The organism is Flavobacterium sp. W22_SRS_FP1, from assembly GCF_052113685.1.
Taxonomy (GTDB): domain Bacteria; phylum Bacteroidota; class Bacteroidia; order Flavobacteriales; family Flavobacteriaceae; genus Flavobacterium.
Genome location: NZ_JBGQOE010000001.1, coordinates 53,039 through 79,478, shown reverse-complemented (window position 1 = coordinate 79,478; position 26,440 = coordinate 53,039). Strand labels below are relative to the sequence as shown.

27 protein-coding genes are annotated in these 26,440 nt (G+C 34.2%); 16 read left to right on the top strand and 11 right to left on the bottom strand.

Annotated features, from left to right (window positions below):
- Positions 1-8: 8 nt before the first annotated feature.
- Both ACEN2H_RS00290 and ychF read right to left on the bottom strand, forming a co-directional pair.
- Positions 9-530 (bottom strand): NADPH-dependent FMN reductase, encoded by a 522-nt coding sequence (locus tag ACEN2H_RS00290; protein WP_441729471.1) that lies wholly within the window; start codon positions 528-530, stop codon positions 9-11.
- Positions 531-997: 467 nt separating this feature from the next.
- Positions 998-2,092 (bottom strand): redox-regulated ATPase YchF, encoded by a 1,095-nt coding sequence (ychF, locus tag ACEN2H_RS00285; protein WP_441729470.1) that lies wholly within the window; start codon positions 2,090-2,092, stop codon positions 998-1,000.
- A gap of 697 nt (positions 2,093-2,789) precedes the next feature.
- Here ychF and ACEN2H_RS00280 point away from each other — a divergent pair.
- Together ACEN2H_RS00280 and ACEN2H_RS00275 are read left to right on the top strand one after the other, a co-directional pair.
- The gene (locus tag ACEN2H_RS00280) at positions 2,790-5,441 is read left to right on the top strand and encodes a TonB-dependent receptor (RefSeq protein WP_441729469.1); all 2,652 of its coding nucleotides are present in this window, start codon (positions 2,790-2,792) and stop codon (positions 5,439-5,441) included.
- 168 nt (positions 5,442-5,609) lie between these two features.
- On the top strand, positions 5,610-6,362 hold the full coding sequence (locus tag ACEN2H_RS00275; RefSeq protein ID WP_441729468.1) for a class I SAM-dependent DNA methyltransferase: 753 nt from the start codon (positions 5,610-5,612) through the stop codon (positions 6,360-6,362).
- Positions 6,363-6,595: 233 nt separating this feature from the next.
- Here ACEN2H_RS00275 and ACEN2H_RS00270 read toward each other — a convergent pair whose 3' ends face one another.
- Entirely contained in the window at positions 6,596-6,946 is a 351-nt protein-coding gene (locus tag ACEN2H_RS00270; RefSeq protein ID WP_441729467.1) for a 4Fe-4S dicluster domain-containing protein, read from the bottom strand.
- A 133-nt stretch (positions 6,947-7,079) separates the two neighbouring features.
- On the opposite strand from ACEN2H_RS00270, the gene ACEN2H_RS00265 reads away from it, so the two are divergent.
- The 5 genes from ACEN2H_RS00265 to ACEN2H_RS00245 all read left to right on the top strand — a co-directional run bounded on the left by ACEN2H_RS00265 (position 7,080) and on the right by ACEN2H_RS00245 (position 11,312).
- Positions 7,080-8,138: an acyl-CoA reductase gene (locus ACEN2H_RS00265; RefSeq protein ID WP_441729466.1), complete on the top strand. Its 1,059-nt coding sequence runs from the start codon at positions 7,080-7,082 to the stop codon at positions 8,136-8,138.
- Positions 8,139-8,231: 93 nt separating this feature from the next.
- Positions 8,232-9,302, top strand: coding sequence for a 3-phosphoserine/phosphohydroxythreonine transaminase (serC, locus tag ACEN2H_RS00260; RefSeq protein WP_441729465.1), 1,071 nt, complete (start codon positions 8,232-8,234; stop codon positions 9,300-9,302).
- A gap of 109 nt (positions 9,303-9,411) precedes the next feature.
- Positions 9,412-10,362 carry a D-2-hydroxyacid dehydrogenase gene (locus tag ACEN2H_RS00255; RefSeq protein ID WP_441729464.1) on the top strand — a complete coding sequence of 317 codons (951 nt, stop codon included), beginning with the start codon at positions 9,412-9,414 and terminating at the stop codon, positions 10,360-10,362.
- Between the two features lie 180 nt (positions 10,363-10,542).
- Positions 10,543-10,977, top strand: coding sequence for a DUF6146 family protein (locus ACEN2H_RS00250; RefSeq protein ID WP_441729463.1), 435 nt, complete (start codon positions 10,543-10,545; stop codon positions 10,975-10,977).
- 32 nt (positions 10,978-11,009) lie between these two features.
- Positions 11,010-11,312, top strand: a complete 303-nt coding sequence (locus ACEN2H_RS00245; protein WP_441729677.1) for a DUF6787 family protein — start codon at positions 11,010-11,012, stop codon at positions 11,310-11,312.
- A 12-nt stretch (positions 11,313-11,324) separates the two neighbouring features.
- Here the strand turns inward: ACEN2H_RS00245 and ACEN2H_RS00240 are convergent, their stop codons facing one another.
- Complete coding sequence (locus tag ACEN2H_RS00240) at positions 11,325-11,621, bottom strand: hypothetical protein (RefSeq protein WP_441729461.1); 297 nt, start codon at positions 11,619-11,621, stop codon at positions 11,325-11,327.
- A 40-nt stretch (positions 11,622-11,661) separates the two neighbouring features.
- Positions 11,662-12,213, bottom strand: a complete 552-nt coding sequence (gene msrA / locus ACEN2H_RS00235) for a peptide-methionine (S)-S-oxide reductase MsrA (protein ID WP_441729460.1) — start codon at positions 12,211-12,213, stop codon at positions 11,662-11,664.
- 131 nt (positions 12,214-12,344) lie between these two features.
- On the opposite strand from msrA, the gene ACEN2H_RS00230 reads away from it, so the two are divergent.
- From ACEN2H_RS00230 to ACEN2H_RS00220, 3 genes are all read left to right on the top strand, one after another.
- On the top strand, positions 12,345-13,007 hold the full coding sequence (locus tag ACEN2H_RS00230) for an ABC transporter ATP-binding protein (RefSeq protein ID WP_441729459.1): 663 nt from the start codon (positions 12,345-12,347) through the stop codon (positions 13,005-13,007).
- Between the two features lie 60 nt (positions 13,008-13,067).
- Entirely contained in the window at positions 13,068-13,832 is a 765-nt protein-coding gene (locus ACEN2H_RS00225; protein ID WP_441729458.1) for a TIGR02757 family protein, read from the top strand.
- A 110-nt stretch (positions 13,833-13,942) separates the two neighbouring features.
- Entirely contained in the window at positions 13,943-15,295 is a 1,353-nt protein-coding gene (locus tag ACEN2H_RS00220) for a DEAD/DEAH box helicase (protein WP_441729457.1), read from the top strand.
- A gap of 73 nt (positions 15,296-15,368) precedes the next feature.
- On the opposite strand, the gene ACEN2H_RS00215 is transcribed toward ACEN2H_RS00220, so the two are convergent.
- A complete protein-coding gene (locus tag ACEN2H_RS00215; protein WP_441729456.1) occupies positions 15,369-16,481 on the bottom strand; it encodes a lactonase family protein in 1,113 nt (370 codons plus the stop codon).
- Between the two features lie 192 nt (positions 16,482-16,673).
- On the opposite strand from ACEN2H_RS00215, the gene ACEN2H_RS00210 reads away from it, so the two are divergent.
- The 4 genes from ACEN2H_RS00210 to ACEN2H_RS00195 are packed head-to-tail and all read left to right on the top strand — an operon-like array spanning position 16,674 to position 20,882.
- The gene (locus ACEN2H_RS00210; protein WP_441729455.1) at positions 16,674-18,602 is read left to right on the top strand and encodes a BatA domain-containing protein; all 1,929 of its coding nucleotides are present in this window, start codon (positions 16,674-16,676) and stop codon (positions 18,600-18,602) included.
- Positions 18,603-18,649: 47 nt separating this feature from the next.
- Positions 18,650-19,903 carry a dihydroorotase gene (locus tag ACEN2H_RS00205; RefSeq protein ID WP_441729454.1) on the top strand — a complete coding sequence of 418 codons (1,254 nt, stop codon included), beginning with the start codon at positions 18,650-18,652 and terminating at the stop codon, positions 19,901-19,903.
- Positions 19,904-19,907: 4 nt separating this feature from the next.
- Entirely contained in the window at positions 19,908-20,234 is a 327-nt protein-coding gene (locus ACEN2H_RS00200) for a hypothetical protein (protein ID WP_441729453.1), read from the top strand.
- Between the two features lie 3 nt (positions 20,235-20,237).
- Positions 20,238-20,882 (top strand): alpha/beta hydrolase, encoded by a 645-nt coding sequence (locus ACEN2H_RS00195; RefSeq protein ID WP_441729452.1) that lies wholly within the window; start codon positions 20,238-20,240, stop codon positions 20,880-20,882.
- A 31-nt stretch (positions 20,883-20,913) separates the two neighbouring features.
- Here ACEN2H_RS00195 and ACEN2H_RS00190 read toward each other — a convergent pair whose 3' ends face one another.
- Both ACEN2H_RS00190 and ACEN2H_RS00185 read right to left on the bottom strand, forming a co-directional pair.
- Positions 20,914-21,417, bottom strand: coding sequence for a hypothetical protein (locus ACEN2H_RS00190; protein WP_441729451.1), 504 nt, complete (start codon positions 21,415-21,417; stop codon positions 20,914-20,916).
- Positions 21,418-21,428: 11 nt separating this feature from the next.
- On the bottom strand, positions 21,429-22,193 hold the full coding sequence (locus ACEN2H_RS00185; protein WP_441729450.1) for an MBL fold metallo-hydrolase: 765 nt from the start codon (positions 22,191-22,193) through the stop codon (positions 21,429-21,431).
- A gap of 96 nt (positions 22,194-22,289) precedes the next feature.
- Here ACEN2H_RS00185 and ACEN2H_RS00180 point away from each other — a divergent pair, with 96 nt between their 5' ends.
- Positions 22,290-23,753: a TonB-dependent receptor gene (locus ACEN2H_RS00180; RefSeq protein WP_441729449.1), complete on the top strand. Its 1,464-nt coding sequence runs from the start codon at positions 22,290-22,292 to the stop codon at positions 23,751-23,753.
- A gap of 193 nt (positions 23,754-23,946) precedes the next feature.
- On the opposite strand, the gene bcp is transcribed toward ACEN2H_RS00180, so the two are convergent.
- On the bottom strand, positions 23,947-24,399 hold the full coding sequence (bcp, locus tag ACEN2H_RS00175; protein WP_441729448.1) for a thioredoxin-dependent thiol peroxidase: 453 nt from the start codon (positions 24,397-24,399) through the stop codon (positions 23,947-23,949).
- 215 nt (positions 24,400-24,614) lie between these two features.
- On the opposite strand from bcp, the gene ACEN2H_RS00170 reads away from it, so the two are divergent.
- Entirely contained in the window at positions 24,615-25,265 is a 651-nt protein-coding gene (locus ACEN2H_RS00170; RefSeq protein WP_441729447.1) for an endonuclease III domain-containing protein, read from the top strand.
- 86 nt (positions 25,266-25,351) lie between these two features.
- Here the strand turns inward: ACEN2H_RS00170 and ACEN2H_RS00165 are convergent, their stop codons facing one another.
- Together ACEN2H_RS00165 and ACEN2H_RS00160 are read right to left on the bottom strand one after the other, a co-directional pair.
- Positions 25,352-25,495, bottom strand: coding sequence for a hypothetical protein (locus ACEN2H_RS00165; RefSeq protein ID WP_441729446.1), 144 nt, complete (start codon positions 25,493-25,495; stop codon positions 25,352-25,354).
- A 51-nt stretch (positions 25,496-25,546) separates the two neighbouring features.
- Positions 25,547-26,131: an RNA polymerase sigma factor gene (locus tag ACEN2H_RS00160; protein ID WP_441729445.1), complete on the bottom strand. Its 585-nt coding sequence runs from the start codon at positions 26,129-26,131 to the stop codon at positions 25,547-25,549.
- Positions 26,132-26,440: the final 309 nt, after the last annotated feature.

Sequence of the window (26,440 nt, the reverse complement as noted above, 5' to 3'; positions counted from 1 at the left end):
AAAAAAACTTAAAACGCTTTAACAATTTCTTTCAACTGATTATCCAATTCGGAATTAGAAATTTTACCGTTTTCAAGATCAAAATTAGCCTCAAAACTAGGCAATGAAAACGTTGCTTTAATATTTCCTCCATAAAATGGAAAAGCATTTTTAGCTACTCCTAATACAATTGCACCTCCTCTTGCACCCGGCGAAGTTGCCATAAGCAGCATGGGTTTATTTTGAAAAACCTTGGCATCTATTCTGCTGCACCAATCAAAAATGTTTTTGAAAGCCACTGAATAATTCCCGTTGTTTTCTGCTAATGAAACTACTAAAATATCGGCACTAGAGATTTTGTCCAAAAAGGCTTGCGCCAATGGATGCTGCCCTATTCCTTTTTCAATATCGACGCTAAAAATTGGCATTTGAAAATCATTTAAATCCAATACTTCTACTTCGGCATTATTAAATAAATGAGCGGCGTACGTTGCTAATTTTTTATTGATGGAATTTTTACTGGGGCTTGCGCCAAAGGCTATAATTTTCATAGTTCTAGTTTTTTATAAAAATAGTGAAATTAGACCACAGTTTAAACCTATTGAAAAGAAAGTAGAACACAGATTTATACCGACTTTTTTAAAACACCGTTAATTCGCTGATTTTTAAAAAAATTTCCATTTTCTATTCTCTCTTTTCTATTCTCCCTTTTCTATTCTCTTTATTCTATTCTCTTTATTCTATTCTCTTTATTCTATTCTCTCTACTCTATTTTCAACCCTCTCGCCTCTTTACCCCAGATTGAAACGAAAAGCATTTTAGCAGGATTGCCTATTTTTTTCATGGCAAAAAAGAGCGACCAGCGGAAGCTCCTTTATTGACTTAGAAAAAAAGGCAAGACGGAAAAATGCTGCAGTGGAAAGCTGGAATTAGGTCCATAAAAAAAACCTGCACAAATGACTCTTGCAGGTTTCTTTCTATATTCCATTCTCTTTATTCTATCTTCTCGAGACAAAAACTACACGTTAAATCTAAAGTGCATTACATCTCCATCCTTAACTATATATTCTTTTCCTTCTACTTTGAATTTTCCAGCCTCTTTACATTTAGCCTCCGAACCGTAATGAACGAAATCTTCGTATGCGATTACCTCAGCGCGAATGAATCCTTTTTCAAAATCAGTGTGAATTACTCCAGCAGCTTGCGGTGCTGTTGATCCAACGTCAATTGTCCATGCGCGAACTTCTTTTACACCTGCAGTAAAGTAAGTTTGTTGTTTCAATAATTTGTATGCTGCACGAATCAACACTGAAGCACCGGCCTCCGTTAAACCCATGTCTTCTAGAAAAACCTGACGCTCTTCATAGCTTTCTAATTCGGTAATATCCGCTTCAGCACCAACAGAAAGTATGATCACTTCGGCATCTTCATCTTTAACTAGTTCGCGAACTTGATCTACATATTTATTTCCGGTAACAGCTGAATTCTCATCAACATTACATACATACAAAACTGGTTTTGCAGTAATCAATTGAAAGCCCTCCATCAAAACTTCCTCATCAGGTCCTTGAGGGACAATAATTCTTGCTGATTTTGCTTGAAGCAAAGCTTCTCTAATTCTATCTAAGAGCGCTTTTTCAGTTTGCGCTTCTTTATTTCCAGTTTTAGCTGCACGATTTACTTTTTCCAAACGTTTTTCAACGTTCTCTAAATCTTTTAACTGCAACTCGATATCAATTGTTTCTTTATCACGAATAGGATTTACATTTCCGTCAACATGCACAATATTATCATTGTCAAAACAACGCAATACATGAATGATCGCGTTACATTCTCTAATATTTCCTAGAAACTGATTTCCTAAACCTTCTCCTTTACTTGCTCCTTTAACTAAACCAGCAATATCTACGATATCAACAGTCGCCATTTGAACGCGTTGTGGTTTAACCAATTCCTCTAATTTTTCCATTCTAGGATCTGGTACATTTACAACACCTATATTAGGTTCGATAGTACAAAAAGGAAAGTTGGCACTTTGCGCTTTTGCATTTGACAAACAATTAAATAATGTTGATTTTCCAACATTTGGTAATCCTACAATTCCTGCTTTCATGATATTTATGTTTACAAACAGCGCTTGACCGCTATCCGTTTTAGTATGTACTTTAAAAGTTTGCAAATATAAGATATAATGCAAATAATCAGCAATTTTTCAGAGTCCCTTTTCAACACAGACCCCACGTTTAAAAAAAACAATTTCTTTGATAGACAAATTACCGCTTTTAAAACACTTTCAACATTTACTTTTTCTTCATTCACGAGTTTATAAATCTGCAAAAAACAAAATCAATACAAACTAAGCAAATTAAGCGACAGTAGTATCTTTTGCGACAAACAAGCCGAAACTAGAGATACTAAAGCAGGTGGCACCTTAGATTCTAATTAAATTACATTCATTGCTTATTAGTACATCGCAAAACATAATTTAACTTCTAACTTACGATTATAAAACACCAATAAAACGCACGGTATATTATCGACGCTTTTATCATTTCAAACTTATCGTTAAACACCTAGACGACGCTTATTACGAATTTTATGTTTTATCATAATTAATTTCAGACAATAAACAAAAGGATTTCATTTTAATAAGACTATACGTTAATAAAACAATTAATCATCATAAATAGCTTACATGAGTACACTTATTTGCAACATTTTTTTAAAAAACACCCTTTTTTAGCCAATGTTTTGTTAAGAAAAATATATCTTAGCCGACGAATTAAACTAAACAAAAACCAAATTTAATTATGAAAAAAATTTCTTTATTATTTTTACTATTAAACGTCAGTTTCCTTTTTGCACAAAAAGAAATCTCTGGGGTTGTAAAAGACAATACCGGAGCGGCGCTTCCAGGTGTTAACATTGTCGAAAAAGGAACTACTAACGGAGTCTCTACAAACATTGATGGAGCATACAAGATTAAAGTTAGCGAAGGCGCTACACTAGTTTTCAGCTACATTGGATTTTCTAACGTTGAAAAAGCAGCAACAGGAACTACAGTAAATGTTGTTTTGTCTGAACAAGGCGGTCAAGAATTACAGGAAATTGTTGTTACAGGAAGTAGAACTGCTCCTAGAAGTAACACTACCTCTGCTTTACCAATTGATGTAATATCTTCAAAAGATTTAGCTTCTACAGGACAGGCTACTTTTGACAAAGCTTTACAGTACAAGATCCCATCTTTTAACACGGTACAAACACCGGTAAATGACGCGACTTCTTTACTAGATCCTTATGAAATAAGAAACATGGGACCAAGTAGAACTTTAATCCTTATCAACGGTAAACGTAAAAACTTAAGCTCATTGCTTTATGTTCAAACTTCTCCAGGACGTGGTGAAACAGGTGCGGATATATCTTCTATACCTACTGATGCAATTGAAAGAGTAGAGATACTTCGTGATGGTGCTTCAGCTCAATACGGTTCTGATGCAATTGCAGGAGTAATGAATATCATCTTAAAGAAAGATACTAAAGCTGGATCAGTAACCGTAAGAAGTGGAATGACTTCTGAAGGTGACGGAGAAATGTTAGGAGTAAGTCTTAACAATGGTTCTGAGGTAGGCGACGGTAAAGGTTTTGTAAACTATACTGTAGATTTCTCTAAAGTTTCTCAAGCAAACAGACCCGGTACAGTTGATGCTGCGGGTGAAGCTGCTGATTTTGGTGCATCGCTATCTGATGTGCAATCTTTCTTAGCAAAACAACCAGACGCAGGAAACATCAATGGTTCTCCTGAAACGGCTGCAGCTAAATTTTTAGTAAATGGTGGATTTGATTTATCTGAAGAAACACAACTTTATTATAACGCAGCATATGTGTACAAAAAAGTAAACTCTTTTGCTAACTACAGAACTCCATATTGGAGAACTTTAGCTGACTACCCTTACTTAAAAGATTTCTTTGGTAACGGTACAGATGCTTCTTACCAAGGTTATGTTCCAACATTTACAGGAGATTTGAATGACTATAATGCTACATTAGGTTATAAATCTGTAAAAGACGGATGGAACACTGACGCCAGTGTAACAGTTGGTGGAAACACACAAACATATTCAGTAGAAAATTCTCATAACAGATCTGACATTCAAGACGCTAATGGAGCTAATGTTTACTTAGAAAACAGTCCTATCGCTTTTAAACCAGGAGGAACATCATTCAACCACATCGTTGGGAATTTAGACATATCCAAAATATTATCTGACAAAATTAGTATTGGTTTTGGATCTGAGATTAGAACTGAAACTTTTGAAGTTATTGAAGGTGAACAAGCATCATGGGAAGGAATTGGAGCTGATTCATTTGCAGGAAACAGACCAGAAAATTCAGGAAAATGGAATCGTTATAACTTAGGTGGTTATTTTGATGTTGCTTACGATGTTACTAAAGATTTCTTAATCAACGGAACTGTTCGTTATGAAGATTATAGCGATTTTGGTGGTGCTACAGTATGGAAATTAAGCTCAAGATATAAATTTGCAGATGACAAAGTAACATTAAGAGGATCTGTTTCTACTGGTTTCAGAGCGCCTACTTTACACCAAATTTATACTCAAAAATCACAATACTCGTTTGTTGCAGGAGAAGGAATTCAAGTGAGTGGTTTAATCAACAACTCTTCACCACAAGCACGTATATTAGGTATTCCTAAATTAAATGCTGAAAAATCAACAAACATAACTGTTGGTATAGGAGCTAAACCTTCTAGAAACTTCAATTTTACAGTAGATTATTATAATATTAAAGTAGCTGATAGAATCGTTTTAGGAGATATTGTATCAACATCTTTTGGAGACGTTGCTTGGTTTGAAAACTCATTTGATTCAAGAACTTCTGGATTGGATGTTGTAGCTAATTACACAAACATCCAAATAGGAACAGGTAAATTAGACTTTAATCTATCAGGAAATGTTACTATCCAAAACGAAAGAATCTCTCCTGTAGCAAGCAATAATTTTAGCGGGACTTTAGACGCTTTAATGTTTACTTCAAGACCAGATACAAAATGGATTTTAGGAGCAAATTATGAAATCGGAAAATTTGGCTTCTCACTTAATAATACTTATTTCGGTAAAACCACCTTTAAACAAGCTGGTATGGATTCAAACTTAAGAACTGAATTTACTCCAAAAATTGTTACAGATTTAGGAATCTCTTTCTCAGCAACTGACAAATTAACTTTATCATTTAACGCAAACAACTTATTGAATGTGTTACCTGAATGGAAATTTAAAGCAGAGAATGCTGCTGGTACAGCATTATTAGCTGATGCAGCTCAAGTAAAAAATCAATCTAACTTGATTACTTTTAACCAACGTTATTCTCAAATGACGTATGATGGTTTCCACTTTAGCCAATTAGGAACAATGTTTAACTTATCGTTAAACTATAAATTCTAATTCGATTATCGAATTAACTCTAAAAAGGGCTATCCAATTGGGTAGCCCTTTTTTTATATACTATTTTTACATAAGTTTACAGATCAATCAATTCCTAGTGTCCTATTTAACTGCCTATACTATAATTACACTACGATTAGAACTAATGTAAATTTCAAATCAGAAAATATGGCAAATCTTTATGACGGAAAAATGGCGGCAATCTATGATGCTATGTATCAGAGCTTCGTTGATTATAATGAAGAGTATGACTTCTACAATTCCTTTATTCAGGAAAACAACTGCAAAACAATACTAGAAATAGGAAGCGGTACAGGTAACTTGGCCAAACGGTTTATGGAACATGGGCAGCGATATATAGGACTGGATTATAGCCAAAGTATGATTGCTATCGCCCGGGAAAGAAATGAGGATTGTACTTTCATTCACGGGGACATGCGGGATTTTAATCTTGAGAAACAAGTCGACGCCATTATTATAACTGGGCGCTCCACGAGTTATCTAACTACTAATGAAGATGTGAATGAAACCTTCGCTTCATTGTTCAACAACCTAACCAAAAAAGGCATAATCGTATTTGATTTTATAGATGCAAACCGCTTCATACCATTTATGAAGGAAAATCAAAAAATCACACATCAAGCTGATTACGAAAGAATAAATTACATGAGGGAAAGCCACTGGGAAACAACTAGTGCAGATAATTTTATGGTGGAATGGACTGCAAAATACTACACAGTTATAAATGCTAAAAAAGATCTAATAGCAGATGATTTTTCTACTCTTCGCGTATTTACACTAAATGAAATACAACTGTTCCTATATTTAAATAATTTTGAAATCGTAAAAACGATAGACCGAAAAACATACGCTTATGACACCTACGTCATTGTAGCAAAAAAAAGAACTTCTGCAACTTAGCAATATCAATTAGTTTTTTGTTGTCAAGAATAACGAAGTCATCAAATATTCTGTTTAGAAAAAAACCAAACATCATTTTGAGTAATATAGTTCTTCTGGCAATAATTCATCAGATATATGACGAAAAAATAGACTCAATTGTATAAACTCTACACAGTATCCGCAAAATAGTTTTAAGTAAAAAAAAACCTGAGTCAGTGACTCAGGTTTTTATTACGCTCTTCTTTAAAGCTCTATTCGTTATGAAGATATGCTTGTCTGTTAAGTAAGGTCTCTTCTGTCTCGACATGCTCATCATCCGGCACGCAGCAGTCTACAGGACAAACAGCAGCACATTGCGGTTCGTCGTGAAAACCTTTACATTCTGTACACTTTCCAGGTACAATGTAATATACTTCATCTGAAATTGGCGTTTGGGCCGCATCGGCGTCAACCTCGGTACCGTCGGGTAAAATTACCTTACCTGTTAGTTTAGTCCCATCTTTATATCTCCAGTCGTCTGCTCCTTCGTATATCGCTGTATTGGGGCACTCTGGTTCGCATGCGCCACAATTGATACATTCATCAGTTATTATAATTGCCATTTGCTATATTATTTGTTATTCGAGCCAAAAAAAACATCTTAAATGGCTTTTGACTTTAAGACTTTTGACTTTCGAATTATTAAAGCCTACTTTTGTGCAAAATTACAATCAAAACTATTCATAAGCAAACATTATGACATTAGAAACAAAAAAAAGCGTTTTTGTTGAATTAGGAAAATTTTTAAGTCAATTTTCTGAAGACACTAGCTCCAGAAAAGCAACTGTACTGCATAACGATCTATTTTTTGACGATTTTATAAAATTAATAAAGCTGTCCCAGTCCCATAATGGATGGTATACGCCAGAACAGGTATACTTCTCCATTAATTCATGGGCCAAAGCACTGACTGAAGTAAATTTGGAAAAATGGCTTTCTGCCTATGAAATTGACTCTACAAAACAAAAAAAAATCGCTCTAATCTTAGCTGGAAATATCCCATTAGTAGGTTTTCATGATTTTTTATCTGTTTTGATTACAGGCAACTCAGTTCTAGTAAAAACATCTTCAAACGATCAACATTTACTCCCTTTTATAGCCAAATATATCACATCAATTGAACCTGAGTTTCTTGATAAAATCACCTTTGTGGAGGGAAAACTAGAACATTTTGACGCTGTTATCGCTACTGGAAGTAATAATACTGCCCGTTATTTTGAATATTATTTTAAAGATAAACCTTCTATAATCAGAAAAAGCAGGAACTCAGTTGCTGTATTAAATGGCACTGAAAATAAGGAGCACTTGATTGCTTTAGGGGAAGATATATTCCGATATTTCGGCTTGGGATGTCGCAATGTGTCGAAACTTTTTGTGCCAAAAGGCTATACATTTGAAGCTTTTTTTGAAGCAATTTTTGCATACCAAGAGGTCATTCATTATGAAAAATACGCCAACAATTATGACTACAATAAGGCCGTATTTTTAATGAGTAATTTCAAGCTGCTGGACAACGGTTTTTTAACTCTAAAAGAAGATAAAAGCCACGCCTCCCCTATTTCTAGTGTATTTTACGAATTCTATGATAACATCGAAGATCTACAGACTCGCTTAAGCTCAGAAAACGAGCAATTACAGTGTATCGTAAGCAATAAACTGATAGAAAACTCAATTGCTTTTGGACAAACACAGTATCCAAATTTATGGGATTATGCAGATAACGTAGACACTATATCGTTTTTGTTAACAACATAGGCCAAATTAGCGCAATTATTGCGAATTATTTAACACTTTTTAAACTCCTATTCCCGAAATTTGCTTTTTAATTTTTTGGACATAAACTACACCATGAAAAAACACAACTACAGCGCAGGACCATGCATTTTACCACAAGAAGTTTTTGAAAAATCAGCACAAGCTATTTTAAATTTTAATGACTCTGGCTTATCTATTTTAGAAATTTCACACAGAAGCAAAGATTTTGTTGCGGTGATGGACGAAGCAAGATCACTTTCTATTGAATTATTAGGACTGGAAGGCAAAGGCTACAAAGCTCTTTTCCTGGCAGGTGGGGCAAGTCTAGAATTTTTAATGGCGCCTTATAACATGATGAAAGAAGGAGGTAAAGCTGCTTATCTTGATACGGGAACATGGGCAAGTGGGGCAATAAAAGAGGCTAAATTCTTTGGAGAGACAGTTGTTGTGGCTTCTTCAAAAGAACAAAATTACAATCATATACCAAAGGGCTATACTGTCCCTGCTGATGCTGATTATTTTCACTGCACTAGTAACAATACAATTTTTGGTACACAAATGAAGGAATTCCCATCGCTAGACATGCCAATAGTTTGCGATATGAGTTCTGACATATTTTCAAGGGTATTGGATTTTTCAAAATTTGATATAATCTATGCTGGAGCACAAAAAAATATGGGGCCTGCAGGTACTACTCTAGTAATTGTCAAAGAAGAAGTTCTTGGCAAATCAGGTAGAACTATTCCAGGCATATTAGATTACGAAAAGCATATTAAAGCAGAGAGTATGTATAACACTCCTGCCGTTTTTCCAGTTTACGCTTCATTGTTGACTTTACAATGGTTAAAAAAACTAGGTGGAGTTGCAGCAGTTGAAAAATTGAATAACGCAAAAGCGGAGTTACTTTATACTGAAATAGACAGAAACCCTTTATTCAAGGGAGCTGCAGCTGTTGAGGACCGTTCTACTATGAATGCGACTTTCTTATTGAATGATTCAGCACATACAGAAACTTTTGATGCAATGTGGAAAGCAGCGGGGATTTCTGGTATACCAGGACACCGCTCAGTAGGTGGCTACAGAGCTTCTATGTATAATGCACTTCCTATAGAAAGTGTGCAGGTTTTAGTAGATGTTATGCAGGCTTTGGAGAAAGCAATTTAAAAATTAAACTATTGAATGATTATTAGGTTTTAAAAGTCAATTTATAATCATACACTACACAAAAAAACAGATTGAATCTTTAAATTTTTGATCTTAAAATATAAAAAAAATGAAAGTATTAGCAAACGACGGAATTTCAAAAAGTGGAATTGTAGCTTTAGAAAAAGGTGGATATGAAGTAATAACAACAAAAGTAGCGCAGGAACAAGTTGCTAATTTTGTAAATGAGAATAACGTAAACGTAGTATTAGTTAGAAGCGCAACTAAGGTTCGTAAAGATATTATTGATGCTTGCCCTGGATTAAAAATCATTGGTCGTGGTGGTGTAGGAATGGACAATATTGACGTAGACTATGCCAAAAGTAAAGGTATTCACGTAATCAACACGCCTGCGTCTTCATCAGAATCTGTGGCCGAATTAGTTTTTGCTCACTTATTTTCTGGAGTTCGTTTTTTACATGATTCAAATAGAAACATGCCTCTTGAAGGAGACTCAAACTTTGATGGTTTGAAAAAAGCATATGCAAACGGTGTTGAATTAAGAGGAAAAACATTAGGGATTGTAGGAATTGGACGTATCGGTCAAGCTACTGCAAAAATGGCTCTTGGTTTAGGGATGAAAGTAATCGCTGCAGATAGTTTTATTCCACAAGTTGACGTTAAAGTGGTCTTTTTTGATGGACAATCAATCACTACATCAATTGTTTCTCAATCATTAGAATCTGTATTCAAAGAAGCTGATTTTATTACTTTACACGTTCCTGCTCAAGATGGTTATATCATCGGTGAAAAAGAATTGGCTATCATGAAAGATGGCGTAGGTATCGTAAACTGTGCTCGTGGTGGTGTTATTGATGAAGTAGCGTTAGTAAAAGCATTAGATAGTGGAAAAGTTTTATTTGCTGGATTGGACGTTTTTGAAAATGAACCAACACCAGAAATGACTATTTTAATGAATCCAAAAATTTCATTAACTCCTCATATTGGGGCTGCTACAGCAGAAGCTCAAGATAGAATTGGTACTGAATTAGCTTCGCAAATTATCAGCATATTAGGTTAGTATTTTTTGACTTAAATAATAAAAAGGGATTCGTTAAACACCGTTTAATGAATCCCTTTTTACATATAATACCATTAACGCCATTACCATTCTAAACTTCTTAAAGGATTTTTATTTATCCCTGAAACAACAACGAATATATAATTAATTTCGTAAATTTAGTGCTAATTTAATACAGCCATGAAAAATCACATTTACATAGCGGGGATTATATTAGCTATTATTACAAGCTGTAACAGTTCGAAATCAGTTGTCTCACAATCAGATCAGCCTCTTTCTTCACAAAGCGATACAGTCAGAATTGCGAATGATCAATTAGAATACGAAGTAATCATTATTGACCCAGGTTTTAGTACCTGGCTCGCTTCAAGGGCCTTCCCAAGAAGTTACCACTCCGAGAGTTATTTAGTGAGTAAAAATACAATTTGGATAAGTGAATGGAACAATCGGGTTTTACAACCTTTTCGCTATAATTCCAATTTATATGAAATGTCAATCAGCTATGATCCCAATATTAATTACGGCTATGAAGTGAATTATTTAATTTACAACTATCTAGTATATTTTCAAAATACCTACAAACAAAAACTTTTTGGCTACGTCCCTCCGAGATAATGTAACTATCTTTGCAACTGTTATAAATGAAAATGAAGGCATTAAAAAAACGTTGGGGCATTGAATCCAATCTGCAACTCAGCATTATATTTATCGTTTTTGCAATTACGGGTTCCACATCAGCATGGCTATCGAAACCGGTTTGCTTTTGGTTGGGAATTATAAAAGAAGACTTTGGCTTTTGGCATACACCAGCACGATTGATTATAATTTTCCCACTCTACCAAGTTCTATTAGTATTAATTGGTTTTGTTTTTGGCCAATTCAAATTCTTTTGGGCCTTCGAGAAAAAAATGCTTAAACGCCTGGGCTTAGGCTTCCTCTTTAAAGATTAATCTTCTTAATAATTAATCCTGTTTTTTAATCCAATAATTATAAATCCAAGTTAACGTAAAGGAAGGAATAATGTCCGTAAATGGAATAACCTCCTCCAGAAACGCAACAACGGCTCCAACTTTTCCAACAGTACCTTGATACATCCTTGTCATTAAATAGGCTGTTATTGGAGCCCAAATCACATCGGAAAACTCGCCGACCATGGGTACTGTGAAGGAAAGCATTCCAATGGCGTCAAACAAAAGCCCAAGAAATAGATTTCTTCTTTTAAGCTTTCTATTTAGTACTTTGAACTCCTCTGTCGTCATTCTCTAAATATGATTTTTCCGTTTCGAGGCTATCCCTTTTCTATTTACTTTTGAGTTTATCTCCATATAACTTTTTCAATTTATCTATCTTAGGAGTAATGATATAGGAACAATAACCCTGCGATTTATTGTCGTTGTAATAATTCTTGTGGTAATCCTCCGCTACATAAAACTTAGATGCCGCAGAAACTTTAGTGACTACTGTTTTTCCAAAAGTATTTTCTTTTGTCATTAAGTCGATATAGTCTTCAGAAATCTTTTTCTGCTTTTCGTTATGATAAAATATTTCGCTTCTGTATTGGGTACCCACATCATTTCCTTGACGGTTTAACGTTGTAGGATCATGTGTTGCAAAAAAGATCTCCAACAATTCACCAAATGCCATTTCATTAGGATCAAAAGTGATTTCGATCGCTTCTGCATGCCCTGTTTCTCCACCGCAAATTTCTTTATATGTTGGATTAACTGTTTTTCCGCCTATATATCCTGGAACCACACTTTTTACTCCTTTTAACTCTAAAAATACCGCTTCTGTACACCAGAAGCATCCGCCAGCAAATGTCGCTACTTCCATTCCTTCTTGTAATCCCATTTTTATCTTTAATTTAAGTTATTTCAAATTTAGGCTATTAAAGACGCTCGGACAGTCCTATTAACTAAAATTTATTATCTGACCATAATATAATACTAAAAAACTTTGTTTCTTTGTGGAAAACGGTTCAAATGATACATGCAAAAAATTTAAATAAATATTATGACCAACTCCATGTTTTAAAAGGTGTTGATTTGCATATTCAAAAAGGAGAAATCGTATCTATAGTAGGAGCTTCTGGCGCAGGTAAAACTACACTTTTACAAATTCTTGGAACTTTGGACAAACCAAGCCCAAGTAATGATATCATGCTACGCATTAATGATGAGGATATTTTGACTATGAACGATAAAAACTTGTCTAAATTTAGAAACTTAAATTTAGGTTTTATCTTCCAATTCCATCAACTATTACCTGAATTCACAGCCCTAGAAAATGTCTGTATCCCTGCATTTATCGCTAATAAATCAAAACTGGAAACCGAAACTGAAGCGAAAAAATTATTGAATTATTTAGGACTTTCTCACCGAATAAATCACAAACCCAATGAACTTTCTGGCGGTGAACAACAACGCGTCGCCGTTGCTAGAGCTTTAATAAACAAGCCAGCCATCATTTTTGCCGATGAGCCTTCGGGAAACTTGGACACATCCTCTGCCGAAAACTTACACCAATTGTTTTTTAAATTACGTGACGAATTAGGACAAACATTTGTCATTGTTACCCATAATGAAGAATTAGCCAATATGGCCGACAGAAAATTAGTAATGATAGACGGCTTAATAAGCAATTAAACAGGCTTTAAACTCATTTGAAACTAAGATCAATTATAGCATTCCCTTTTAAACAAAAAAATGAATCATTCTGAGCTCAAATCCTTCTTAGACGAAAAAGTAATTCAATACAACACCCTTGATTTTATAGAAAGTGATCCCGTGCAAATTCCGCATTTATTTACTCAAAAAGAAGATATAGAAATTGCTGGATTCTTGAGTGCAACAATAGCTTGGGGAAACCGCACAATGATCATCAGAAACTCGCATAAAATGATGGATTTAATAGGAAATGCACCTTATGATTTTGTAATGTCCCATAAAGAAGAGGACTTGGCAAAATTAGAACATTTTGTGCACCGCACCTTTAACAGTCATGATTTTACTTTCTTTATTAAAAGCTTAAAAAATATTTATCAAAACCATAATGGCTTGGAAAGCGTATATTCTAAAAACCAGCAATTAGAAACTATGCAAAAAAGCATTTCAGACTTCAAGAAAATATTCTTTGAAATTCCGCATCAGTACCGAACCCAAAAGCATGTATCGGACCCCATGAACAATTCAGCTGCCAAACGCATCAACATGTTTCTGAGATGGATGGTACGTCAAGACAATAAAGGAGTCGATTTGGGAATCTGGAAAAGTATTTCTCCAGCTTCGTTATCGTGCCCACTTGATGTTCATAGCGGAAATGTAGCACGCAAGCTAGGTTTGTTGACAAGAAAGCAGAATGACGGTAAGGCAGTGGCTGCATTAGATTTAAAACTTAGAGAATTGGACCCAAATGACCCCGTAAAATATGATTTTGCTTTATTTGGTTTGGGAGTATTTGAAGGGTTTTAATTCCTTTATTTTTATTGTATTAGACTCACAAAAGTAATTATAGATAGTGCTATAAATTCAAATTTCATCTTTACTTTCAAAAAGACTACCTTTGCAAAAAAATTAAGCAAATGACCACTTTTGATCAATTCAAACTTCCTAAATCCGTACAAAAAGCAGTTGACGATTTAGGATTTACAAAACCTACTCCTATTCAGGAAAAAACTTTCTCCGTAATCATGTCTGGTCGCGATATGATGGGGATTGCTCAAACAGGAACAGGTAAGACATTTGCCTATTTATTGCCACTACTAAAATTATACAAATTTACAGAAGGCCATACTCCCAAAATAGTAATCTTAGTGCCCACTCGTGAACTTGTAGTTCAGGTTGCAGAAGAAGTGGAGAAATTGACCAAATACATGTCAGTTCGTACTGTAGCAATTTTTGGTGGTGTTAATATCAATACCCAAAAAACAACCGTATATAAAGGTTGTGATATTCTGGTAGGAACACCAGGAAGAATAATGGATTTAACATTAGACAATGTGATCCGTTTTGAAGACATGCAAAAACTCGTTATTGATGAGTTTGATGAAATGCTGAATTTGGGTTTTCGTACTCAATTGACAGCTATTTTAGCTATGATGCCCAGAAAACGTCAAAACATTCTGTTTTCAGCAACGATGACTGATGAAGTGGATGCTATTTTGAATGACTATTTTGATTATCCTGAAGAAGTTACGCTTTCTGCGTCTGGAACTCCATTAGAGAATATCAAGCAGATTTCGTATGATGTTCCTAACTTTAATACGAAAGTAAACCTGTTAAAGCATTTTTTACAGAACAATGAAGACATGAGTCGTGTTTTGGTATTTGTTAACAACAAGAAAATTTCAGATATGCTCCATGAGCGTATCGAAGAAGATTTTGAGGGACAATTTGGCGTAATACACTCCAATAAATCTCAAAATTACCGTTTGAGTACCATGGCATCTTTTCAAGAAGGAAATCTTCGTGGTCTTATTACAACAGATATTATGGCTAGGGGGTTAGATATTTCGAATATTACACATGTAATCAATTTCGAAATGCCAGACATGCCAGAACTATATATGCATAGAATTGGTAGAACGGGTCGTGCCGATAAAACAGGTACTGCGATTAGTTTTATTGCTCCTCGTGAAGAAGAGTATAAAGTAGAGATCGAAGTCTTGATGAATATGGAATTGGAAATCGAGCCATTCCCCACTGAAGTTGAAGTTTCCTCAAAACTGATTGAACCGGAGAAAGAACGACAAGTAGTCAAGTTCTTAACGAAAAAGAAGAAGCTTGAAGGAGATGGCGCTTTCCAAGAGAAAAGTAAAAAGAATAAGAAAGTCAATTTGGGTGGACCTGGAGTAACTAAGAAAAAAACTCATGGATCTGTCAACCGTAATATGTTAAAAACAAGAGACAAAAAGCGAAAAGACAAAAATAAATAATATTAAAAAAGGCTAAAAAATGAACTTCATTTTTTAGCCTTTTTTATTTCCGATAAATTAACCTTACTGTTTTCTAATTTTCAGTAAACACTAAACATACAGGAGAACACAACTCGATTCTTTTTCCTGTGTCGGTAATTGCACCTGTTTCTTGGTTTCTTTTAAAAATCACAATATCGTTCGTGTATTTATGCGCCACCAATAGAAAATTTCCCGTTGGGTCAATTGCAAAATTACGAGGTCCTTTTCCCAAAGTACTCGTTTGACCTTTAGATTCTAATCTTCCATTTTTTAATATTTTAAAGATGGAAATATCATTTGCCTCTCCTCTATTTGAGGCGTATATAAATTTTCCATCTGGCGAAATATGAATATCGGCAGAAGTGAACGTTCCCTTGAAATCTTTTGCTAAAATCGTGGTTTCATCTACTTTTTTTAATTTCCCTTTTGAGTAACAAAAAGTAGTTAAAGCCCCATTCAATTCTTGCAAAACATAAACGTATTTTCCGTCTTTACTAAAAGTTAAATGTCTAGGACCACTACCTGGCCTTAATGATATACTATCTTTTAACTTTAAAGGCATGCTAGCTGAACTTGAGTTATATTTATACGAATACACCTTCTCATTCCCTAGATCATTCGATAGAACAAATTTATTGTCTGGAGAGAAATGAACCATATGAACATGTGGCCCTCCTTGCCTTTTGGCGTCACTTCCTTTTCCGTAATGCTGAATCACTTGTTTGGCTTCAGAAATACTACCATCGTTATTTTTTCCAAAAACAGAGATATTACCCCCTGAATAATTAGCAACAATAACGTTTTTTTCGTCGTTGATAATATAACAAGGATCCGCTCCCTCTGAATCTTGAGAATTTAATAAATCTAACTTCCCACTGCTCGCTTCAAAACCGAAAGAACTCACTTTACTTTGAGCACCATTCTCATTTACAGAATACACGAATTTATTATCATCTGAAACAGTTAAATAACTTGGGTTTACAGTTTTTTCAGAGGCATTTTTAAAACTAAAATCGCCCGTTTTTGAATCAAATTCGTATACATAAATTCCTTTACTCTCACATCCTTTGGTATAGGTACCAATTAGCAAATTAAACTTATCCTTTTGCGCTTGCCCTATGCTGAAAGTTAAAAGTAAAAAAAGGGTAGTATATTGTTTTTTCATTTTTAAAATTTTGTGAAAAGCTAAATTACAAAATATACAGAAGCCTATTCCTCTTCCTCAAAAAATATAAAGTGAATTCAAAATTAATTTGTTACAAAAAGGAAAAAAAGTGATCGGCTCCAACAAAGAAATCAAACAATACCGACTTACAACTGTAAACAAAATTGTATTTTTGATAAACTAAATATTAAAATGCAATTTAGACATCCCGAAATTCTATACTTTCTCTTTTTACTGATCGTTCCAATTTTGGTTCATTTATTTCAATTTCGTCGTTTTAAAAAAGAATATTTTACCAATGTTCGATTTCTAAAAGCACTTTCCGTACAGACCCGAAAAAGTTCGAAAATAAAAAAATGGCTGCTTCTTAGCGCCCGCATGCTATTGCTTGCCTGTATTATTTTTGCTTTTGCACAGCCTTACTTCAGAGCTAAAGATGATAAAAATACAGCTAATGAATTGTATATTGTTTTAGACAACTCGTTCAGTATGCAGGTGAAAGGAAAAAAAGGAGAATTACTAAAAAGAGCTGTTCAAGAATTATTAGAAGATACTCCGGAAAACAGAAGTTTTTCTCTACTTACTAATTCCGAAAATTATTGGAACACAGATATAAAATCGATTCGCAATACCCTACAAAACATAAAATACAGCGCTAGTCCATTTCAGCTAGATTACGCGATTGCTAAAATAAAATCGCACAAATCGGCATTCAATAAAGACATCGTAATTATAACCGATGCCATTGGTATTGACAGTAAAAAAATCAAAAAAAGTGATAAAAAGGATCTTATAAATTTCATAATACCAAGAGCAGAGCAAAAAAATAATGTGGCCATCGATAGCGTCTTTATTCACGAAACACTAGATAATTTTTATGAAATCACTGTTGACTTGTCCGCTTATGGGTCTAGTATTAAACCAGTGCCAATAGCGATATATAATCAAAGCAATCTTGTGGGAAAAACAATCGTTGACTTTGACACAAAAAAAAAGAGCATCAATTTTACAATCCCCAAAAAAGCCTTTCACGGATATGTTTCCATAACAGACAATGGGCTACCCTATGATAATGTTTTATATTTTAGTATTTCAGAAATAAAAAAAGCAAATGTAATCAGCATCGGCGAAACCGAAAAGAGCAACTTTCTAAGTAGAATTTATACTAATGACGAATTTAATTTCATCAATTCAACAATAAGCTCGTTAGATTACAATGCTATTGAAAAACAAGACGCGGTCGTATTGAATGAACTCGATGAAATTCCGCAAGCACTACAAAGTACTTTAAAGTCCTTTGTGCAAAAGGGAGGCAACCTAATAATAATCCCGTCAGCGAAAAATGTGCTTACAAATATGAATACCTTTCTGATGAATTTTGGAAAGGTTCAATTTAAGAGCTTTAATAAAGCCGAAAAACTAATTACTAAAATCAATTTCAACCATCCTTTATTTACTTCCGTATTCGAAAATCGAATCAAAAATTTCCAATACCCAAAAACAAATGCCTCATTTGCACTATCCAGTTCTGGTCCGGCAGCTTTGTCTAACGATGACCAAAGTGCTTTCCTGACCTCCATATCAAATTCTATTTCTAGTGTCTATGTTTTCGCCGCGCCAATCAATACTGAAAACTCAAATTTTCAACAGTCACCACTAATCGTTCCTGTTTTTTATAAAATGGCTCTGAACAATCGTAAAAATGGAATAAACAACTTAACAATAGGAAATTCAAACCCTTTTCTTGTGGATGTGTTATTGTCGAAAGATGCTGTGCTAAGTGTGAAAAACGCAACGGAACAATTTATTCCTATACAACAGATTTTGAACAATAAAGTCAAATTAGTTTTTAATAATTATCCCGAGCAAGCTGGGAACTTTGAAATATTTAATCAAAATGAAAAATTAGAAAACATCAGTTTTAATTACAGTAGAACCGAAAGTGATCTGGCCGAAACATCTGAAAAAATGCTTGTGGGCTATAAAACGATTGACTCTATAGCCTCTTTTTTTGATACTTTGCAAACGAACAGAATGGACAATCAAATTTGGAAATGGTTTGTTATCTTTGCACTGCTCTTTCTGTCGATAGAAACAGCAATCATACGATTCATGAAATAAACGAATTCGTTTCTGGAATTCAGAATTAAAAAAAATAATATCCGCATATGAAACTAATCATCCGAGAAGCAAAAATTATCGATTCTACAAGTCCCTTTCACAACAAGACAGTAGATATTTTAATTGTAGATGGTTTAATAAAAAAAATTGGAGCCTCTCTTCCTAATACGGAAAATACAGAGGAAGTAATTTTAAAAAACCTTCATCTGTCCCAAGGTTGGTTTGACAGCAGCGTCTCGCTGGGAGAACCTGGTTTTGAAGAACGAGAAACCATATTAAATGGCTTAGAAGTAGCGGCAAAAAGTGGTTTTACAGCAATTGCCCTTCAACCTAACTCTTTTCCTATTATCGACAACCAATCCCAGATTAATTTTGTGCAAAACAAAGCCAACGGCAGTGCCACGGAGCTTTTCCCTATAGGAGCCTTAACAAAAGCTAGTGAAGGGAATGATATGGCGGAATTATTTGATATGAAAAAAGCAGGAGCTATTGGCTTTGGAGATTATAGCAAAAGTCAGTCCAATGCCAATTTACTAAAAATAGCATTACAATACGTACACGATTTTGATGGATTAGTGATTGCATTCCCCCAAGATGAAAAAATAAAAGGAAACGGAGTTGTCAACGAAGGAGTCGTTTCAACACGATTAGGTCTGAAAGGGATCCCAAACCTTGCCGAAGAGCTACAAATCTCCAGAAACTTGTTTCTATTAGAGTACACTGGAGGTAAACTACACATTCCTACAGTTTCAACTTCGAGATCAGTTCAATTGATTAAAGAAGCTAAAGCAAAAGGCTTAAATGTGAGCTGCAGCGTTGCAGTGCATCATCTGGTGATGACGGATGACAAACTAGAAGGATTTGATACCCGATTTAAAGTTTCACCTCCACTTAGAACTGAAATGGATCGAAAAGCGTTATTGGATGGAATAATGGACAACACTATAGACATGATTACGTCAGATCATAATCCAATCGACATTGAACACAAAAAAATGGAGTTTGATATGGCTAAAAATGGAACTATCGGACTTGAAAGTGCTTATACCGCTTTGATGACCGTATTGCCTTTGGAAAAAGTAATCGAAAAACTAACGTCTGGCAAAACTGTTTTCGGAATTGAAAACCTAGCTATTAGGGAAGGTGGAATAGCGAACATCACTTTATTCAATCCTCAAGGAAAAAATATTTTTACTAAATCATCGATAAGGTCAAAATCGAAAAACTCTGCATTTCTTGGAATGGAAATAAAAGGTCAGGTTTACGGAATTTTAAATCAAGGAAAATTAATTTTAGCATAAAAACATGAATAACACTATTGAAAAAGGCAAAGCAGCAGCAATTACAAGCTATATTTTGGGCATTGGAGTATTTATTGCCATGTCGATGAATGCAGATGACAAGAATGCTTTTGCCTCATTTCACATCCGTCAAGGCTTAGGATTAACACTTACTTTCATTTCATTGGGATTAATTATAAGCAATTTTGATAGCTTAATGATTTCAGCACCGATGTGGGTTTTTGTTTCCGTTCTATGGTCTTATGGCATTTTCAGCGCCATAAAAGGAGAAACAAAACCGGTTCCGTTATTAGGCAATTTTTTTCAAAAATGGCTTATAAAAATATCTTAACAAATGAAACTATCACTAGACTATCTCATTAGAGAACCAAAAATAAAATTGGATCAAAACCCCCTTATCCTTTTACTTCACGGATATGGCAGTAATGAAGAGGATTTATTTTCATTTGCAACGGAGCTCCCGGACGAATATTACATCATTTCTGCACGCGCTCCTTATGACTTGCAATATGGCAGTTATGCGTGGTACGCCATTAATTTTGATGCCGATGAAAACAAATTTTCAGACAATGAACAGGCAAAGTCATCAAGAGATTTAATCGCTGGATTCCTAGATGAATTGACAACTAATTATCCAATTGACTCTGACAAAATTACATTACTTGGCTTCAGTCAGGGTGCAATACTAAGTTATGCCGTTGCGCTTTCCTATCCCGAAAAAATTCAAAAAGTAATTGCACTCAGCGGCTATGTAAGCGATGCTATTTTTAAAGAAGACTATCTCAAAAACCATTTGTCAAACCTTAAAATATTCGCTTCACACGGAACCGCTGACCAAGTGATTCCAGTTGACTGGGCTCGTAAAACAAAGCCTTTTTTAGATAAATTAGGAATCGCATCCGATTATAAAGAATACCCAATAGGTCACGGGATTTCCCCTCAAATTTTTAATGATTTTAAAAATTGGCTAAAAGCATAAAAAAAGGTTCCGAACTAGGAACCTTCTTTTATTATTGTTTTGGATAAAGTAATGATTGATTGACTTCGAAGGAAATACTTTCATCCTCGTTGACAAAATATTTAAGTAATACTTCTCCCCAAATATCTCCATCACTAAAGTCAGCAATAATCCAACGATGATTTAGAATTTTTACTTTGTTGATTATAAATTTATTTTCACCAAGTTTATCTTGTCCCACATAAGGGTTTCCCTTGGCATTTGAATTAAAGTCTAGTAATTTCTCCGTAACATAGGGAATCAATTTTTCATATTGAATGGCTTTTTCCGAACTTCCAGCGTCAAAATAATTTTGGGCATTTTCGTTTTTCTCCAAAGAAAAATAGTTGGCATCACTGAGCTTAGTTGTTAGCGAACTCACATCCTCTTTTAATTTATTGGTAACTTTTTCATATCTATCCTGTTCGAATGCGACTTGCTTACTATAAAACATATAAGTAAATATGTTCATAAGTACGAGAATAATAAAAACATAAAGGAATAACGATTTTTTCATTTTAAGTATAATTATAAGTTGATTTCTAAATTATCATAGGCAAGAAAAACATTTTCAGGTAGGCTCTTTTGGACTTCTTCATGAAAACCCAACATATGACTAACATGAGTAAGATAGGCTTTTTCTGGCTGGACCAAGGCTATAAATTCCAATGCCTCCTCTAGGTTGAAATGGGTGGCGTGCTGTTCTTCACGCAGAGCATTTATAACTAATACTTTCAGATTTTTTAGTTTAGAAATTTCATTTTCAGTTATTGTTTTTGCATCGGTCACATAAGCGAACTCATCAATTCTATAACCAAAAACCTGTAAGTTCCCATGCATAACATTGACAGGAATTACCTTTTTATCTCCAAGCTGGAAAGATTGATTGTTGGTCACTTCTACCGTTTGCACAGAAGGAGCCCCTGGATACTTATTTACGGTCGTAAAAACATACTCAAACCGACTTTTTAAATTGTCTATTACCCTTTGATGTGCATAAAAAGGAATTTTCCCTTGTTTAAAATTAAAGGGACGAATATCATCAATCCCTGCTGTATGATCCGCATGTTCATGAGTAAAAAGTATTGCATCCACATGTTGGCAGTTTGAAGTAAGCATCTGCTGCCTAAAATCAGGCCCGCAATCGATTACGTACGAAAATTCTCCCCATGATATCCAGACGGAAACTCTTAGTCTTTTATCCCTGTTATCAGTGCTCTTACATACCGGATGATCGCTACCTATGACTGGAATTCCTTGTGATGTACCCGTGCCTAAAAAATATACCTTCAATTGCGTTTGTTTTTTTTACAAAAATAGGATTAAATCTCTTTCATTAGAACCCTATTTAATTAACTTTGTATCATATTAGCCTTATTTAAAACAAAAATGGATACTGAAATAAAACTAAAAGGTGACAAGGTCATCGCGCAAATACCTTCAATCAAAGACAAGGCACTTCGTATCAATTTGAATGAAAATATATACGGTACTTTCGCTGAAATTGGAGCTGGACAGGAAACAGTACGACATTTTTTTAGGTCTGGAGGTTCTTCAGGAACTATTGCAAAAGCTATGTCAGCTTATGACAAAGATTTTAGTGATGCTATATACGGTATTGAAGCAGATGGACGTTACGTAACAGAAGGCCGCCTTAAAAAAATGTTGAATTTGGAAGGTCATTTGATTGAAGAGCGTTTGAGCAGGGAAAAACATCCTAATAAAATGTTTTTTAGTTATGCTAACACTGTCGCTACCATTGATTTTGCTAAACAATTTAAAGGACACGGTTGGGTTGGAATTCGATATCAAATTGAACCCGACGAAGATTATAATGATATCATTCTTCATATTCGTTTTAAAGAGACTGATGCCAGATTGCAACAGGAAACTCTAGGAATCCTGGGTGTAAACTTAATTTATGGTGCTTATTATAAATACAATGACCCAAAACGATTGTTGCGTTATTTATACGATCATTTAGACAAAGATCAACTGGAAATAGATACTATTAATTTTTCAGGTCCACGTTTTGCAGATGTAGACAATCGATTGATGAGTTTACAATTAGTAAAAAACGGAATGACTGATGCTGTAATGTTTGATCCTAATGGGATGAACATTTTACCGGCAGCCATTTTGTACAAAAAGAACATCTTAGCCTTAAGAGGAAGCTTTAGACCTGTTACAAAAGTTAACATGGACATGTATGAGAAATCATTGAAAATGTTCCTTCAAGAAAACAAAGTCGAAAAAGACAATACCTTGGTCATTTTTGAAATCACCTTATCCAATTTACGTTCAGATGGAGAAATTGACGAACGTGATTTCATGGACCGAGCAGAATTGCTTTGTTCTTTGGGACAAACAGTAATGATTTCGAATTTTCAAGAGTATTATAAGGTAGTTGAATATTTTGCCAATTATACCAAAGCAAGAATGGGACTGGCTATGGGTGTGAACAACCTAGTTGATATTTTTGATGAAAAATACTACCGCCATCTTAGTGGAGGAATACTTGAAGCATTTGGAAAACTATTTTTCCGCGATATGAAAGTGTTTTTATACCCAATGCTAGACGAAAATGGAGACATTACTACTTCCGAAAATTTAAAAGTTCATCCTAGAATGAAAGAGTTATACAAATTCTTTAAGTTCAACGGAAAAGTTGTTGATATAGGTGATTACGATCCAGAAATTCTTGAAGTTTTCTCCCGTGAAGTACTGAAAATGATTAGTGATGGAATACCTGGCTGGGAGCCTATGCTTCCTTCTGGTATTGCTGAAATCATAAAAGAGTATCATCTTTTTGGATATGAGCCAAATAACCGCTTGCAAGGAAGTGTTAAGTAAAAGCGTTGAATCTTCATTTGCTGCGACTATAGCTAATAGAAATTTGAAATTGGCAAAATAATATAGAATATGAAGTCCATAATTAAGCTCTTAAACAACCTTAACTATGGACTTTTTTTTATCAACTTGGTATATTTCTAAGCTAAATCATAGAGCATAGCTACTGAATACTAGAAACTGAATTACTGATCACCTATTTCAGTATCTGATCAGCATGTTCTTTAGTCTTTACTTTTTCTATCACCTCATCTATAATTCCGTTTTCATCAATTATAAAAGTGGTTCTATGAATACCATCGTATTCTTTTCCCATGAATTTTTTAGGTCCCCAAACACCAAAAGCTTCAATTACTGATTTGTCTTCGTCAGCTAGTAACGGAAATTGAAAATCATATTTTTCTTTAAATTTAGCCTGCTTTGCAGCTGCATCGGCACTCACACCTAGCAATTCATAATTGTTTGCTTGAAAGCGCTCAAAATTATCTCTTAGATCACAGGCTTCGGCAGTGCATCCGGGTGTACTTGCTTTTGGATAAAAGAAAACCACGAGTTTTTTTCCTTTATAATCCTCTAATTTATGCTCTTTACCTTCTTGATCTAGGCCTGAAAAACTTGGTGCTTTATCACCTTTTTTTAATGTTGTCATGATTTTAGGTTTATGTATTAGTTGGAATATGCCCCAGATTGTCGTGAAAACCCCGGAATAAAGTTAGTTTAAATTTTATATGTTTGCAAAGCGACCAGAGGAAGCTCTTGCTAACACTTAAAAATTGTGCTAACTGAATGAGGAGTTGTAACGGAAAGCTGGATTAGGCACATCCTGAAATTTATTCTATTTTTACAAGATATAAAATTACTAAAATGACCAAGCAAGAACGGGTAACATTTGTTATAAATACGTTAAAAGAACTATATCCTACGATTCCAATTCCTTTAAACCATAAAGATCCCTATACTTTATTGATTGCTGTTTTACTTTCGGCGCAATGTACGGACGTTAGGGTCAACAAAATCACGCCTTTACTTTTTGCGAAAGCAGACAACCCATACGATATGATAAAAATGTCTGTGGAGGAGATAAAAGAAATTATCCGGCCTTGTGGTTTATCGCCAATGAAATCAAAAGGAATACACGGGCTCTCCCATATCTTGATAGATAAACATGGAGGCGAAGTCCCACAAAGTTTTCAATACTTGGAAGAACTGCCTGCTGTTGGCCATAAAACAGCCAGTGTGGTAATGTCACAAGCTTTTGGGGTACCCGCTTTTCCCGTGGACACCCATATTCACCGACTGATGTATCGATGGAATCTGACCAATGGAAAAAATGTTGTGCAAACTGAAAAAGATGCCAAACGTATTTTTCCAGAAGCAATCTGGAATGATTTGCATTTACAAATTATTTGGTACGGGAGAGAGTATTCGCCTGCACGAGCTTGGGATTTAGAAAAAGATATTATCACAAATACTATAGGAAGAAAATCAGTACTGAATGATTACTATAAAAAATAAATGTCATTAATTTAAATTTAAATTAGTGACATTTATCAATACAAGACCTCTTAACCGAACCTTAAATTATTTTAGCGCAAAGAAATTTAATTCGATATTATTTCGAAACTTCTGTTATCTGTTTTTATTACAGTCAATGCTTTTGAATAATTTAATAAAAAGGAAACGATTTCCTTTCTCGGTTTAATTGTCTTAGTGACCAATGATTGTTTAGAGTAAATTTTTGCCATGTTGTATGAATTTAGCTATTCTACTACAACGTACAAAATATTGATATATTGTCAATTTGTTAAAACAATTTGATGCTTGTCAATAACTTTTCTTAAATTCATTAAAGCATAACGCATTCTACCCAAGGATGTATTGATACTAACCCCTGTAATTTCTGAAATTTCTTTAAAACTCATATCTTGATACATACGCATAATCAATACTTCTTTTTGATCAGCCGGTAATTCCCCAATTAATTTCTTTATGTCCTTTTGAACTTGATCAGAAATTAATTGATTTTCTATTGTGGGAGAATTGTCGCACATTATTGAAAAGATAGAAAATTCCTCTGTTTCTCTAAACATAGGCATTTTTTTATTTTTTCTAAAATGGTCAATTATTAGGTTATGAGATATTCTCATTACCCAAGGAAGAAATTTACCTTCTTCATTATAAGAATTTGACTTTAAAGTTTTGATTACTTTTATGAAAGTGTCTTGAAAAATATCATTTGATATATCTCTATCTGAAATTTTAGAGTATATAAAACCGTAAATTCGGGATTCGTGCCTTTTGATTAATGCAGCTAGAGCATTTTCATTTCCTGCTACATAGTTTTGTACCAATAAAGCATCTGGGAGTTCTATATCAGCCATAGTCTTACCTTTTAGATTGGGTTAAAATTTGTATAAAATTTTCTAAAAAAGTAGTTTTATGTTATAGGCTAATTATAGTTTTGGGTTAATTTAATTCTCAAATTTAATAATTATTTACTTCAAATCACAAATAAAACCAAAAAAAAATAAGATACACAGATCACATATGTTAAAATCAAGGTCTAAATTTAGTAATTGATTAATCTAAAAGTCTACTAAAACAACAAAACATAGTAATTAATTAGGATTAGATATCAGAGAAACAGCTGTTTCCAACCCCTATTTTTTTAACTATTGACTAAAATCGCG